This window comes from Aeromonas sp. MdU4 (genome assembly GCF_041929505.1).
In the GTDB taxonomy this organism is placed as follows: domain Bacteria; phylum Pseudomonadota; class Gammaproteobacteria; order Enterobacterales; family Aeromonadaceae; genus Aeromonas.
Window position 1 is genome coordinate 57,493 of the sequence record NZ_JBHFMW010000033.1, and the last position, 14,856, is coordinate 72,348.

Sequence of the window (14,856 nt, forward strand, 5' to 3'; positions counted from 1 at the left end):
GCAGTGCAAATGTGCAATCAGCAAGATATTAAAAAGTATTGAAAAAAGGGACCAAAAGGTCCCTTTTTGTCGCAAAAATCACGCTTTGATCCCACTATGCCGCAAAAGTGTACCTGCATGAGGCTCACCGTGGCGACGGCGGCAGAATATCAGGCAGCAATCCCGCTATGGCGCAGCAATGCATCCACTTGAGGCTCTCTGCCACGGAACGCACGGAACAATTCCATCGGCTCTTTTGAGCCACCCTTCTCCAGAATATTCTTCAGGAAAGCGTGGCCGGTAGCCGGATTGAAGATCCCCTCCTCCTCGAAACGGGAGAACGCATCGGCAGAGAGCACTTCGGCCCACTTGTAGCTGTAGTAACCCGCCGCATAGCCACCCGCGAAGATGTGGGAGAAGCTGTGCTGGAAGCGGTTGAACGCCGGTGGCGTCATTACGGCCACCTGACTGCGCACCTCGTCAAGCAGCGCCGGGAGCTGATCCGGTTTGGCTGGATCAAACTCCTGATGGAGACGGAAGTCGAACAGGGCAAACTCCAGCTGACGCAACATCTGCATCGCCGCCTGGAAGTTGCGGGCAGTCAGCATCTTCTCCAGCAGATCGGCAGGCAGCGGCTCGCCGGTTTCGTAATGGCCGGAGATAAAGGCCAGCGCCTCGGACTCCCAGCACCAGTTTTCGAGGAACTGACTCGGCAGCTCCACCGCATCCCAGGCCACGCCGTTGATGCCAGCCACGCCAGCCACATCGATACGGGTCAGCATATGGTGAATGCCGTGACCGAACTCGTGGAACAGGGTGACCACTTCGTTGTGGGTGAACAGCGCAGGCTTGCCATCCACCGGGCCGTTGAAGTTGCAGGTCAGGTAGGCAACCGGATTTTGCAACGAGCCATCCTGACGATAGCGACGACCGAGGCAAACATCCATCCAGGCGCCACCCTGCTTGTGCTCGCGGGCGTAGAGATCGAGGTAGAAGCTGCCGCGCAGCTCGTCGTCGGCATCGAAGATGTCGTAGAAGCGCACGTCAGGATGCCAGGTGTCGATACCGAGGCGCTCGCGCACCTTCATGCCGAACACCCGCTTGACCACTTCGAACAACCCTTTCACCACCTTGTTGGCGGGGAAGTAGGGGCGCAGTTGCTCGTCGGAGATGGAGAACTTGTGCTGCTTGAGCTTCTCGGCGTAATAGGCGAGATCCCAGGCAGCCAGCTCGCTCTGACCATACTGCTCGGTGGCGAAGGTGCGGATCTCCTCCAGCTCGGTTTTACCTTGCGGCAGGGATTTGGCCGCCAGATCGGTGAGGAAACTCACAACCTGTTCGGTCTTGTCCGCCATCTTGGTCGCCAAGGAGAGCTCGGCATAGTTGGCAAAACCCAGCAACTGGGCCAGTTCGCTGCGCAGGGTGAGCAGCTCGCTCATGATGGCAGAGTTATCCCACTTGCCTGCATTCGGCCCCTGGTCGGAAGCGCGGGTGGTAAATGCTTGGTACATCTCGGCGCGCAGTTCGCGGTTGTCCGCGTACATCATCACCGGCAGATAGGATGGGATATCGAGAGTGAATAGCCACCCCTCTTTGCCTTTGAGTTCGGCCATCTGACGGGCTGCTGCCAGTACACTCTCCGGCAAACCGGCTAGCTCGGCTGCATCGGCCACCAGCTTGCTCCAGCCCTGGGTCGCGTCCAGCACGTTGTTGCTGAAGCGGGAGGCCAGCTCGGAGAGACGAGCCTGGATCTCGCCGTAACGCTGCTGCGCCTCGGCAGACAGACCGATACCGGAGAGGCGGAAGTCGCGCAGGGTATTCTGGATCTCCTTGCGCTGGGCGCCGCTCAGCAGCGGGAAGTCATCGCTCTGGGAGAGGGCCAGATAGGCCTGATAGAGCCCTTCATGCTGACCGACATAGGTCTGGAATTCGGAGAGCAGCGGCAGGCAGGCATCATGGGCCTCGCGCAGTGCTTCGCTGTTGAGTACGGAGTTGAGGTGGCTGACCGGTGACCAGATCCGTGACAGACGGTCATTTACCTCTTCCAGCGGGGCGATCAGGCTATCCCAGGTATGGGGTTCGCGCTGGGCCAGCACATCGCTGATCTTCTGCTTGCAGTCAGCAATCGCCTGAATCACGGCAGGTTGCACATGCTCCGGCTTGATCTGGCTGAAAGGGGGCAGAGAATCCATTGTCAGCAAAGGGTTATTCATCCCGGTTACCTCTTGTTTGGTCTTGAACAGACCGCTTTAGCAGCTCTGTATGGCTTTCTAACATGTGGGCAACCCATGCAATAATCAAGCTAGAATCACACTCCCGCCCCCTTTTTGCCAGCCGCCTCACAACCCACACTCACCACGCCTCTTCGCACTAGCCCACGACAGCAAATGACACACACCACCGGCGACGATCCCATCCCCCTCGAACAACCAGAATGCACGTGAACGACCCCGCAAATAGCGGCCAATCCCCCTTATCAAGCCCGTCGCCACCAGGCTTTACCCACGCGTGCCCCCCACCAGTTCCGCAATCAACCCCCTGCTTTGCAGGGCATTGTTAACCTTGGCGAAAAGGTGACATATAGAATGTATCATTGATTAATTTATCTTCCCCCTCCTACCATATGCGGCTAATTTAGGGGAACACTTGATGATCTGTGCCACACAGAAGTCGGGTGAAAAAGGCAATGTGGCTCGAAAGGCCACCACGCAAAGCCACCGGTCTAAGGGACTCTCCTATGACAGCGGGGCTGCCCCCGAAGCCCATCTTGTGGTGGGCCTCCTTTTGCAACGTACGGAGCAATGATGAACAAATTCAAACTCTCCCTGCTGGGCTGCCTGATCGGCGTTGCCAGCCCCATGCTGCACGCAGCAACTGCTGGCCAGAGCATGGTCAATCCACAATCCGGCGTGGTGGTCGGCTACTGGCACAACTGGTGCGGCGGCGAAGGCTACCAGAGGGGCACCGCCCCCTGCGTCAAACTCAACCAGATCCACCCGCAATACAATGTGGTCGATGTCTCCTTCATGAAGGTCTATGGCAGTAGCCCGATCCCCACCTTCATCCTTGACCCCGCCACCGGCATGAGCGAAAGCCAGTTCATCGAGCAGATCGCTACCCTGAACAGCCAGGGTCGTGCCGTGCTGCTGGCACTGGGTGGGGCCGATGCCCATATCGAACTGCGCACCGGTCAGGAGCAGGCGTTCGCCGACGAGATCATCCGGCTGGTGGAGACCTATGGCTTCGACGGCCTGGATATCGACCTTGAACAGACTGCTATCACTGCCGCCAACAACCAGACCGTGATCCCGGCCGCCCTGCGGCTGGTCAAGGATCACTACCGCGCCCAGGGAAAAAACTTCCTCATCACCATGGCGCCCGAGTTCCCCTATCTGAAAGAGACCGGCGCCTACACCCCCTATCTGAAAGCACTGGAAGGCTACTACGACTGGATCAACCCCCAGTTCTACAACCAGGGTGGCGATGGTATCTGGATCGATGGTGTGGGCTGGATCGCCCAGAACAACGATGCCCTGAAAGAAGAGTTCATCTACTACATGGCTGACTCGCTGATCAACGGCAGCCGCGGCTACTACAAGATCCCCCACGACAAGCTGGTGTTCGGCATTCCGACCAATATCGATGCGGCCGCCACCGGCTACGTCAAGAATCCGCAGGACTTGTTCGATGCCTTCAACAAACTGAAGAGCCAGGGGCAACCGCTGCGTGGCGTGATGACCTGGTCCATCAACTGGGATATGGGTCGCAACGCGGCCGGTCAGTCCTACAACGAATCCTTCATCAAGAGCTACGGCCCCTTTATCCACGATCAAAATATCACGCCGCCCCCGGTGGAAAACGGCAAGCCAGTCTTCAGCGGTTTGAGCAATAGCCGCATCAAGCAGGGCACCGTCTTTGATCCTATGGCTGGCGTGACCGCCAACGACAGGGAAGATGGCGATCTCACCAGCCAGATCCAGGTGGAAGGGAGCGTCGACACCCAGCGTATCGGCCTCTACCCCCTGACTTACAAAGTGAGTGATCGCGACAATAACGTCACCGAACAGGTGCGTACCGTCGAGGTCTACAGCATGAAGCCGGTCTTTACCGGCGTAACGGACACCACCATAGAGCTCGGTACCCCGTTTGATCCGATGACGGGTGTCAGCGCCCATGACGAAGAAGATGGCGACCTGACCGCCCAGATCAAGATCAGCGGCAACGTCGACAGCAGCAAGGTCGGTCGCTACAGCCTCACCTATCAGGTGAGCGACAGCGCCGGTCAGCTGGTGACCCAACAGCGCAACGTGACCGTCAAGGAGCAGGGTGCAATCTGTGAAAACAGCTGGGATGCCAAGAAGGTCTACGTGGGCGGCGACATCGTCAGCCACAACGGCAAGACCTGGCTGGCGGGCTGGTGGACCCAGAATGAAGAGCCGGGGACCACAGGTGAGTGGGGAGTCTGGCGTGTGCAGGGTGACAGCGACTGCAATGGTGGCAACAAGCCCCCCGTGAGCGGTAGCAGCGACTTCACCGTCAGTGCCATCAGCTCCGACTACACCATCGTCAACGGCCAGGTCAGCATCCGCTTCAACGTGACCACCACCAACCCGGTGCAGATCACCGCAACCCTGGAACAAAATGGCCGCCGCCACGGCGCCACCAGCACTAAGGTCAGCGGCTCCGCCACCCTGGTACTGCAGGGCAGCAACGTGACTGATGGCAGCTACGAGGTCGTGATCACCGGTCTGGCGGATGGCCAGCAGGCGGTGGTACAGCGCTTCCCGGTTGCCCTGACCGAAGAGAGCAGCGGCGGTGGCGAAGGTGATTACCCAGCCTACACCCCCAACACTGGATATAAAGCCGGTGATCGGGTCAGCAACGCGGGCGGTAACTTCGAGTGCAAGCCGTTCCCCTACAGTGGCTGGTGTAGCGGCGCCAGCAGCCACTATGCACCGGGAACAGGCAGTAACTGGAGCGATGCCTGGACCAAGCTGTAATCAACATTCATAACAAAAGAGGGGAGCCATCGGCTCCCCTCTCGTTTATTCCCTTCATCCCGCTTAGCGGGCATCTTCCTTCAGCCACTGCGCCACGCGCTTGGCGAAGTAGGTCAGGATGCCGTCGGCCCCGGCCCGCTTGAAGCAGAGCAGGGACTCCATGATGCACTCTTTCTCTTTCAGCCAGCCATTCTGGATCGCCGCCATGTGCATGGCGTACTCGCCACTCACCTGATAGGCGAAGGTTGGCACGCCGAACTGATCCTTCACCTGACGGATCACGTCCAGATAGGGCATGCCCGGCTTGACCATCACGCTGTCGGCCCCTTCCTGAATATCCAGTGCCACCTCGTGCAGGGCTTCGTTGCTGTTGGCCGGATCCATCTGGTAGGTGGCCTTGTTGCTCTTGCCGAGATTGCCGGCAGAACCGACCGCATCGCGGAACGGGCCGTAATAGCAGGAGGCATACTTGGCGGAGTAAGCCATGATCTGGGTGTTGATGAAGCCGTTCTCTTCCAACGCGGCACGGATGGCACCGATGCGGCCATCCATCATGTCGGACGGCGCCACGATATCGACCCCGGCAGCGGCGTGAGAGAGCGCCTGCTTGATCAGGATCTCGGTGGTGATGTCGTTCAGCACATAGCCTTCGTCATCGATAATGCCGTCCTGACCGTGGGTGGTGAACGGATCGAGCGCCACGTCGGTGATCACCCCCAGCTCCGGGAAGCGGGCCTTGAGAGCGCGCACGGTGCGCTGGGCCAGCCCTTCCGGGTTGTAGGCCTCTTCCGCCATCAGGCTCTTGCTCTCCAACGGGGTGACCGGGAACAGGGCAATGGCTGGCACGCCCAACTCCACTAGCTCGGCAGCCTCTTCCAGCAGCAGATCGATGGAGAGACGCTCCACCCCTGGCATGGAGGGGACGGCCTCACGGCGATTCTCCCCCTCCAGCACAAACACCGGATAGATAAGATCGTTAGCGGTCAGTACGTTCTCGCGCACCAGACGACGGCTGAAATCATGTTTGCGCACCCGGCGCAGGCGGCGGCCCGGAAAGGCGCCCGGAAGAGTTGTAGCCATGAATCACTCCTGAAGAGGAAGTTGGAAAAACGCGGCGGAGGTGGCCCGGGTGTGGGCCAGCAAGGCCTCGGGCGCTTCACCACGGCAGGCCGCCACCACTTGGGCGATGTGCGGCAAAAAAGCGGGTTCGTTGCGTTTTGGTCTGGGTTTCAAATCCCGCGGTACCAGATAGGGGGCATCGGTCTCGATCATCAACTTGCCAGCCGGAATGCGGGCCACCTGTTCACGCAGCAGCTGGCCGCGGCGCTCGTCGCAGAGCCAGCCGGTCACGCCGATATGCAGTCCCAGCGCCAGACACTCGTCCAGCTCTTCATCGGAGCCGGTGAAGCAGTGCAGCACGGCGCCCGGCAACTTGGGCAACCAGGGCCGGAGGATCTCGATAAAACGGGCATGGGCATCGCGGCAGTGCAGAAACACCGGCATCCCGAGCTCGGCGGCCAGCGCTAACTGGGCATCGAACACCGCATCCTGCACCGGACGGGGGGAGAAGTCGCGGTTGTAGTCGAGACCGCACTCGCCGATGGCCACCACTTGCGGCAAGGCTGCCAGCTCGCGCAGGGCGGGCAGGGTCGCCGCATCGACGCTTTTGGCATCGTGGGGATGGACCCCGGCGGTGGAGAAGCAGTAGCCCGGCCAGCGGGCGGCCAACCCGGCGCTCTCGCGACTGCCATCCAGATCGGTACCGGTCAGTATCAACGCCTCCACTCCGGCGGCACGGGCACGGGCCACCAGCTCAGCCTGTTCGCCGACAAACTGGCTGCTGGTCAGGTTTAAACCGATATCGATCATGGGATGGGAAGTTCCAGACAAAAGGAATACATATCAGGTATTTGAAAACTATCTACCGAATGGGGCCTTACCATACGCCTCGAACGGGAACATGAAAAGAGGAAGGGAGCCTTAGCTCCCCTCTTCAGTCTGTTCCTGCTTCTCTTCGCTCTCTTCTTTGTTCTCTTCTTTCACGTAAAAACGGGCGAAGAAGAGACCCAGCTCCCACAGCGCCCACATGGGGATCGCGAGCAGCGTCTGGGAGAAGACATCGGGCGGGGTCAGCAGCATGCCGACCACGAACACCCCGACGATGACGTAGGGACGCTTCTCCTTCAGGGTCTTGGGACTGGTTACTCCGGTCCAGCAGAGCAGGATGGTGGCCACCGGAATTTCGAACGCCACCCCGAACGCGAAGAACAGGGTCAGCACGAAGTCCAGATAGCTGGCGATGTCGGTCGCCACCGTGACCCCGGCCGGCGCGGTACTGGTGAAGAAACCGAATACCAGCGGGAACACTACGTAGTAGGCAAACGCCATCCCCGCGTAGAACAGCAGGGCACTGGAGACCACCAGCGGCATGATCAGGCGCCGCTCATGCTGGTACAGACCGGGGGCAATAAAGGCCCAGGCCTGATAGAGCAGATAGGGGATTGCCACGAAGAAGGCGACCACCAGCGTCAGCTTGATCGGTGTCAGGAAGGGGGTCGCCACATCCGTCGCTATCATGCTGGTGCCTGCCGGCAACTGGCTCAGCAGCGGCTGGGCCACGAAGTCGTAGATGTTGTTGGAGAAGTAAATCAGTGCCAGAAAGACCAGCAGGATGGCCGTCACCGACCGCAGCAGGCGGGTTCTCAGCTCCACCAGATGGCTGATCAGGGGTTGTTCTGCCTGACTCATGGCTTCACCTCCCCTTTGCTGACCGGCTCGTTTACCACTTCATGCTCCTGCTGGCTGTTGACCGGCGGCACCGCATCATTCATCTGGGCAACCGGAGCCACTGGCTCGACCGGGGCAACAGGCTCTGCGACGGGAGGACGGATCTCGTTCTCGACCTGATAGGGCCGATTGACCGACTGGGCCGCAGCCTTGAGCTGTTCGAGGGACTCCTGCAGCTCGGGGCTCAGGTTGCTCATCTGCAACTGTTCAGCCTTCTTCAGGTCGTTATGCAGCTCTTGCAGCTTGAGCTCCTGCTCCAGCTCAGCCTTGACCGAGTTGGCGGTGGAGCGGATAAGGCGGATCCAGTGCGTCGTTGTACGGATGGCGCTGGGCAGTCGTTCCGGCCCCAGCACCACCAGCGCCACGACGGCGATAACCACCAGCTCCCAAAAACCGATATCGAACATGGCTTAGGCCTGATCTTTGTCTTTCTGCTTGGCGGTCTCGGCACTCTGGCTGGCCGCTTCGTTCAGCTGTTTCGGCTGGAACTCGGCATCCTTCTGTTCCGGTTTGGCATCGCTCGGCTCATCAGCCAGCGCTTTCTTGAATCCCTTGACCGCCGCACCCAGATCACCACCAATGCCGCGCAGCTTCTTGGTACCGAACAGCAGCACGACGATGACTGCAATGATCAACAATTGCCAAATACTGATACCACCCATGATATTTCTCCAAAATTGACGCTAAGGTTCGTAAGTTTGTTATTCACGATCACGACGCTGATACCAGCCCGTGATTTCTCCAGAATTGGCGCCATAGGGCGCATTTTATGTTGGTTTAATGAGAGCGGGCGCGCAGCCAGCCAAGCAGCCAGCAGAATGCAGCACCAACGAGACTGAATTGTCCCCACTCAATATGTTGTTTTTGGGTCAGCAAGAATACACCCGCCAATAGCAGGCTGGCTCCAACCCCTAAGAGGTAGCGGGCCTGCCCCTGCCGACGACTGTGACGGCGGAACTCGGCAAACATCTGGTCGAAATGACGCTGCTGGTGACGAGTCTGACGCAGGGTCTCATAGACCAGCTCCGGCAGTTCCGGCAGCTTCTCCGCCCAGAACGGCGCCTTCTCCCTGATGGCATTCAATACCGACTTGGGTCCCACCTGCTCGTGCATCCAGTTTTCGAGGAACGGCTTGGCGGTCTGCCACAAGTCCAGCTGGGGATAGAGCTGACGACCCAGCCCTTCCACGTAGAGCAAGGTCTTCTGCAGCAACACCAGCTGCGGCTGCACCGCCATATGGAAGCGGCGTGCGGTATTGAACAGATTGAGCAACACGTGACCGAACGAAATTTCGGAGAGCGGCTTCTCGAAGATGGGCTCCAGCACGGTGCGGATGGCGAACTCGAACTCGTCCACCTTGGTGTCTGCCGGTACCCAGCCCGACTCCACATGCAGCTCCGCCACCCGGCGATAGTCGCGATTGAAGAAGGCGAGGAAGTTCTCGGCCAAATAGCGCTTGTCTTCCCGATTGAGGGTGCCGACGATACCGCAGTCGATACCGATCCAGAGCGGGTTCTCCGGGTGCTCATAGGAGACGAAGATGTTGCCAGGGTGCATGTCAGCGTGGAAAAAGCTGTCGCGGAACACCTGGGTGAAGAAGACCTCCACCCCACGCTCGGCCAGCAGTTTCATGTTGGTGCCATTGGCTTCCAGCGCCGGAATATCTGAGACCGGAATACCGTAGATGCGCTCCATCACCAGCACCTTCTCGCGGCAGAGATCGGTGATGATTTCAGGCACATAGAGCGCCTCGGAACCGGTGAAGTTGCGGCGCAGCTGGATAGCATTGGCCGCCTCCCGCATCAGGTTGAGCTCGTCGAGGATGGTCTTGCGATACTCTTCCACCACCTCGATGGGGCGCAGCCGCGCGCTCTGGGGCACGAAACGGGCCACCAGACGGGCCAGCGCCTGCATCAGTCGCAGGTCTGCGTCGATGACCGGCTCGATGTCGGGACGGATCACCTTGATGACGATCTCGCGGCCACTCTCCTTCAGCCGAGCGGTATGCACCTGCGCGATGGAGGCCGACGCCAGCGGCGTCTCGTCGAAATCGTCAAACAAGGTTTCGATGGGGCAACCCAGGCTCAGCTCGATCTGCTGGCGCGCCGCCTGACCACAGAAGGGGGGTACCCTGTCCTGCAGCAGAGCCAGCTCCTCGGCGATATCAGGCGGCAACAGGTCGCGCCGGGTCGAGAGCATCTGACCGAACTTGATGAAGATGGGGCCAAGGGCCTCGAAGGCGAGGCGGATGCGGGCACCACGGCTGAGATCCGGTTGCTTGTTCTTGAGCCAGAACAGGGAGCGACGGGCCAGACGACCCGGCCAGGGTTGATAGCGAGCGGGCACCAGTTCGTCGATGCCCTGCTCCAGCAGGATGGTGATGATGCGATAGAGGCGTTTGAACTCCTTCGGGGTCATCAGGTCACCTGCTGTTCGAAGCGAGCCAGCCGCAGTTCGACGGCCTTGAGCTGCTGGGCCAATACTTCGACGTCATCGTTGAAGCTCGCCACTTCCAGCGGGCCAGGCGCGAGGCGGGCCTCTTCGGTCAGATATTCCGCCAGCTGGCTACGGGAACGGCACAGTTCGCGACCGACCAGACGACGGGCCTGACGGGCACCGCTGAACAGGGTGTGGGCCACTACGTCGCCGGTATAGCGCGACAGCTCCTCTTCCCAGTCGATATCGAGCTCGCCCAGCAGCACGCTGAATGCCTGCACCAGCTGGGGATCGCCGCTCAGATCCAGCTTCTCCTCACGGATATAGCGGGTCAGAGCGGAAGGATCTTTGAGCAGGCCAAGGGCGGTCAGAGAGAGACTCAGCACCGCATCGGCCTCCCCTTCAAATTTGGCCAATACATCCAACCGACGCTCTGAAAAGACAAACCAGAGTGGCTTGAGTTCACGCAGCTCCAGCTTGAGCACCTTGCCTGTCAGCTTGCGCAGCCGATCCGGGCTCTGTTTGTCCAGCACCAGCAACTGGTTGAGGCTGGTTTCGATCACCGCGGTGACCATGGCATCCATCGGCATAGGCAACCTTAAAACTTGTAACCGCGGTGCAGGGCGACCACACCCTGAGTCAGGTTGTAGAACTCGACCTGCTCGAACCCGACATTTTCCATCATGCCAGCCAGGGTCTGCTGATCTGGGTGCATGCGAATGGACTCTGCCAGATACTTGTAGCTTTCGCCGTCGTTCGCGACAATTTCACCCATTTTCGGCAACAGTTTGAAGGAGTAGAGATCGTAGAGCTTGGCGATCACATCGCTGACCGGCTTGGAGAACTCCAACACCAGCAGGCGGCCACCCGGCTTGAGCACCCGAAACATGGAGGCGAGCGCCTTGTCCTTGTCGGTGACGTTGCGCAGGCCGAAGCCGATGGTGATGATGTCGAAGTGGTTATCCGGGAACGGGAGCGCCTCGGCGTTAGCCTGTACATAAGAGACGTTGTTGGCGACCCCCAGATTGCGCAGCTTGTCGCGGCCCACTTTCAGCATGGAGTCGTTGATATCCGCCAGCACCACCTGACCGGTTTCGCCGACGATGCGGGAGAACTTGGCAGTCAGATCGCCAGTACCACCGGCCAGATCCAGCACCTTCTGGCCCTTGCGAACACCGGAGCAGTCGATGGTGAAACGCTTCCACAGGCGGTGAATGCCGAACGACATCAGATCGTTCATCAGATCATACTTGGCTGCCACCGAATGGAAGACACCTGCCACCAGAGTTTCCTTCTCGGTCGCAGCCACGGTTTTAAAGCCAAAATGCGTTGTCGTAGCTTGTTCTGACATCCCTTAAACACCCATAGAGCAAAGAATGGCCGCCAGTTTACCAGAGCCACTGGCGTCCGGACACCTTAAACCCGGCTCGCAACCAACTGCATGCCCAGCACAACCATGGCCAGACAGAGGAACAGATTGAGACCGATATTGAGCAGCGCTTTCAGATAGGCACCGTGTTGGGCCAACACCACCGTATCGAGGGCAAAGGAAGAGAAGGTGGTCAACGCACCGAGGATACCCACCATCAGCAGAGGCTTCATCGGGTGTTCCACCACATGACCGTGACTGATGAGGGCGAATGCCACCCCCATGATGAAGGAGCCCACCACATTGACCGCCAAAGTTCCGTACGGGAAGTGGCGGCCAAGCAGCCAGGCCATCAATTCGGCAATCCCAAAACGCAGGCAGGCACCGATAGCCCCCCCAGCGGCAACATAGAACCAGGTTTGCATGACATCACTCCCTCAGGGTCAGGCCGCCATTATGTCCCAATGGCGGCCCTTGTGCCCAGAGGTGGAACTAATCGCCATCCACTCTGATTGAAAACTCAGCGCCGAAAGTCGATCGGCTCGGGCTGACCCAACAGCACCTCGGTTTGCGCAGGCCGGGTCTGGGCAATCACCTTGCCATGGCGGATCGAATAACGCACCGGTACCTGACGACGCACCGCATCGAAGCCGTTGTCGGCAGGCAGGAGCAGTAGGTTGGCTGGTTTGCCCACCTCGATGCCATAGCGATCCTGCACGTTCAGGGTACGGGCGCTGTGGCTGCTGATCAGCTTCAAACCGTCGTTGATCTGCTCGTAGCCCATGATTTGGCAGACATGCAGCCCCATATGCAGCACCTGCAACATGTTGGCGGTGCCCATGGGATACCAGGGATCAAACACGTCGTCATGGCCGAAGCAGACGTTGATGTTCGCCTCCAGCATCTCCTTGACCCGGGTAATACCACGGCGCTTGGGATAGGTATCGAACCGCCCCTGCAGGTGGATATTTACCAGCGGATTGGCGACAAAGTTGATGTCCGCCATCTTGAGCAGCCGGAACAAGCGAGATACATAAGCACCGTTATAAGAGTGCATGGCGGTGGTATGGCTGGCAGTGACTCTATGACCGATACCGCGCTCGTAGGCCAGGGTAGCCAGCGTCTCGATAAAGCGGGACTGCTCGTCATCAATCTCGTCGCAGTGCACATCGACCAGAACCTGATACTTCTCGGCAAGATCGAAGATGTAGTGCAGACTTTCGACCCCATATTCCCGGGTAAACTCGAAGTGGGGAATAGCACCAATCACGTCAGCACCCAGCTTGAGCGCCTCCTCCAGCAAGGCCTTGCCGTTGGGGTAGGAGAGGATCCCCTCCTGCGGGAAAGCGACGATCTGCAGCTCGACCCACTCCTTCATCTCCTCGCGCACCTCCAGCATCGCCTTCAGGGCGACCAGATTGGGATCGGAGACATCGACGTGAGTACGCACAAACTGGATGCCATTGGCGATCTGCCACTTCAGCGTCTGGATGGCTCGCTGTTTCACATCCTCATGAGTCAGCAGCGCCTTGCGCTCGGCCCAGCGCTCAATCCCCTCGAACAGGGTGCCGGAAAGGTTCCAGCTCGGCTCACCGGCCGTCTGGGTAGTATCGAGGTGAATATGGGGTTCGATAAAGGGGGCGATGGCCAGACCGCCCTCCCCGTCCAGTACCCGACCGGCGACGGCATGCTCGTCATGGGGCTCGATGGCTGTGATGACCCCATCCTGACAACGGATCTGCCACAACCCTTCCCGATCGGCCAAACGAATATGTTGAATCAGCATTTGCTAGCTTCCTGTACCAGAACCGGCCGCGGGGTGAGGCGAACCAGAATGAAATAGGTGAAGGCGGCGCCCAATACCGCGTTGAGTGGCACTATGCCAGGCAGCCACTTGCCGACAGCCACCCCGACTGCCGTTGCTACCAGTGCCTGCCAGCGCACCGTCTCGAACTGCTGATCGGCAAACTGACGGTAACGCTCACGATTGAGCAGGAAATCCATGATGATAATGCCACCAATCGGCGGGATTGCCGTACTCAAAAAGGCCAGCCAACCGACAAAGTTGTTATAGAGCCAGAGGGCGCAAGCGGTACCGACGAGGCCGTTGATCACGCTGAGCGGCTTGCTCTTGAGACCGGTAATGTTGGCAAAACCGAGGCCGGAGGCGTAGAGGGCGTTGTCGTTGGTGGTCCAGATATTGAGGCCCAGCACCAGAATGGCGGGGATCAGCAGCCCCTGCATCAGCATCACTTCCGAGATATCGGCCTGCCCGGTCACCGCCGCACCGGCTGCACCGAAGACGAACATCAGGGTGTTGCCCAAAAAAAACGCCACCATGGTAATCATGACGGCGCCCCAGGGTTTGCGACCAAATCGAACAAAGTCGGCGGTCAGGGTTCCTGCGCTGATAAAGGAGCCGACCACCATGGTCAGCGCCGTGGTGAACTCGATGGGATTGCTTGGTTGTACCTGCTGCAGCGCCGCCATGCCACCGGTCGAGGTCACTGCCAGCCAGACCGAATAACCACCGAGCAGCGCAATGGCCGGCACTGCCACAAAGCTCAACACCATCAGGGCGGAGATCCCGAAGTAGACGGTTACCGTCATCAGAATGCCCGAAATGGCGATGAGCCAGTTCACATCAATGCCGGTCGCCTTCTGCACCGGCAGCGCAAACATGGCGACACCGACACCGAACCAGCCGACCTGAGTGCCGCCCAACAGCAGAGATGGCAGCCAGGAACCTTTCACCCCAAAGGAGTAACGAGCCAGCAGATGAGTTGAGAGGCCAGTTGAAGCACCAATATAACCGAGACAGGCAGTGTAGATCCCCAGCAGCAAGTTGCCGATCAGTACCGCCTTGATGAAGTCATCGAATATCAACCCGGTACCCAACGCACCGCCGGTCCACATGCTGGCAGAAAAGAAGGTCAGACCGAGCATCACCAGCATCAGCGACAGCACACCTCTGCGCCCCTTGGCGGGAACCGCCCCCAAACAGTATTCATTATCCTGCGCCATGCTCTCTCTCCACGTAATAGGCAAAACGCGCCGGATTTTACATGTAAAACGTTTTACGTCAATCAAACATGGTTAAATATGTGGATAAAATTATCAATAGCAGTCAAATGAGTAACACTGAGGGACTCAGATCAGCATAAAACGAATACTGATCCAACAGAGGGAATATGGGGGTATCACAAGGGATGAAGAAACTGACAGATGCAAAAAAGCCTCCCTTTTCAGGGAGGCTTTTATTTTCATGGTGCTGATACCCAGAGT

Annotated in this window: 13 protein-coding genes and 1 riboswitch; of the genes, 1 reads left to right on the forward strand and 12 read right to left on the reverse strand. The window is 59.0% G+C overall.

What is annotated here, in order from left to right; genetic code table 11:
• Positions 1-149: 149 nt before the first annotated feature.
• Entirely contained in the window at positions 150-2,192 is a 2,043-nt protein-coding gene (gene prlC, locus ACE1BR_RS20115) for an oligopeptidase A (RefSeq protein ID WP_374873410.1), read from the reverse strand.
• Between the two features lie 459 nt (positions 2,193-2,651).
• A riboswitch (cyclic di-GMP riboswitch) is annotated at positions 2,652-2,736 on the forward strand.
• 47 nt (positions 2,737-2,783) lie between these two features.
• Here prlC and ACE1BR_RS20120 point away from each other — a divergent pair.
• Complete coding sequence (locus ACE1BR_RS20120; protein ID WP_374873412.1) at positions 2,784-4,979, forward strand: immunoglobulin-like domain-containing protein; 2,196 nt, start codon at positions 2,784-2,786, stop codon at positions 4,977-4,979.
• A gap of 63 nt (positions 4,980-5,042) precedes the next feature.
• Here ACE1BR_RS20120 and hemB read toward each other — a convergent pair whose 3' ends face one another.
• The 11 genes from hemB to codB form a co-directional block, all read right to left on the reverse strand.
• Complete coding sequence (gene hemB, locus ACE1BR_RS20125) at positions 5,043-6,059, reverse strand: porphobilinogen synthase (protein WP_163129683.1); 1,017 nt, start codon at positions 6,057-6,059, stop codon at positions 5,043-5,045.
• A 3-nt stretch (positions 6,060-6,062) separates the two neighbouring features.
• Positions 6,063-6,848, reverse strand: coding sequence for a TatD family hydrolase (locus ACE1BR_RS20130; RefSeq protein WP_374873414.1), 786 nt, complete (start codon positions 6,846-6,848; stop codon positions 6,063-6,065).
• A gap of 111 nt (positions 6,849-6,959) precedes the next feature.
• Positions 6,960-7,727 (reverse strand): twin-arginine translocase subunit TatC, encoded by a 768-nt coding sequence (tatC, locus tag ACE1BR_RS20135; protein ID WP_374873416.1) that lies wholly within the window; start codon positions 7,725-7,727, stop codon positions 6,960-6,962.
• The gene (gene tatB / locus ACE1BR_RS20140) at positions 7,724-8,173 is read right to left on the reverse strand and encodes a Sec-independent protein translocase protein TatB (RefSeq protein ID WP_374873418.1); all 450 of its coding nucleotides are present in this window, start codon (positions 8,171-8,173) and stop codon (positions 7,724-7,726) included. Before tatB ends, tatC begins: the two co-directional genes overlap by 4 nt.
• A gap of 3 nt (positions 8,174-8,176) precedes the next feature.
• Positions 8,177-8,428: a Sec-independent protein translocase subunit TatA gene (gene tatA, locus ACE1BR_RS20145; RefSeq protein ID WP_374873420.1), complete on the reverse strand. Its 252-nt coding sequence runs from the start codon at positions 8,426-8,428 to the stop codon at positions 8,177-8,179.
• Between the two features lie 115 nt (positions 8,429-8,543).
• Positions 8,544-10,184 (reverse strand): ubiquinone biosynthesis regulatory protein kinase UbiB, encoded by a 1,641-nt coding sequence (gene ubiB / locus ACE1BR_RS20150; RefSeq protein WP_374873422.1) that lies wholly within the window; start codon positions 10,182-10,184, stop codon positions 8,544-8,546.
• The gene (locus ACE1BR_RS20155; protein ID WP_374873424.1) at positions 10,184-10,792 is read right to left on the reverse strand and encodes an SCP2 domain-containing protein; all 609 of its coding nucleotides are present in this window, start codon (positions 10,790-10,792) and stop codon (positions 10,184-10,186) included. The genes ubiB and ACE1BR_RS20155 overlap by 1 nt, the downstream gene beginning before the upstream one ends.
• Positions 10,793-10,800: 8 nt before the next feature.
• Positions 10,801-11,553 carry a bifunctional demethylmenaquinone methyltransferase/2-methoxy-6-polyprenyl-1,4-benzoquinol methylase UbiE gene (gene ubiE / locus ACE1BR_RS20160; protein ID WP_374873426.1) on the reverse strand — a complete coding sequence of 251 codons (753 nt, stop codon included), beginning with the start codon at positions 11,551-11,553 and terminating at the stop codon, positions 10,801-10,803.
• A gap of 65 nt (positions 11,554-11,618) precedes the next feature.
• The gene (gene crcB / locus ACE1BR_RS20165; RefSeq protein WP_374873428.1) at positions 11,619-11,996 is read right to left on the reverse strand and encodes a fluoride efflux transporter CrcB; all 378 of its coding nucleotides are present in this window, start codon (positions 11,994-11,996) and stop codon (positions 11,619-11,621) included.
• Positions 11,997-12,091: 95 nt separating this feature from the next.
• The gene (locus tag ACE1BR_RS20170) at positions 12,092-13,357 is read right to left on the reverse strand and encodes a cytosine deaminase (RefSeq protein ID WP_374873430.1); all 1,266 of its coding nucleotides are present in this window, start codon (positions 13,355-13,357) and stop codon (positions 12,092-12,094) included.
• Positions 13,351-14,595, reverse strand: coding sequence for a cytosine permease (codB, locus tag ACE1BR_RS20175; protein ID WP_374873432.1), 1,245 nt, complete (start codon positions 14,593-14,595; stop codon positions 13,351-13,353). The genes ACE1BR_RS20170 and codB overlap by 7 nt, the downstream gene beginning before the upstream one ends.
• Positions 14,596-14,856 lie beyond the last annotated feature (261 nt).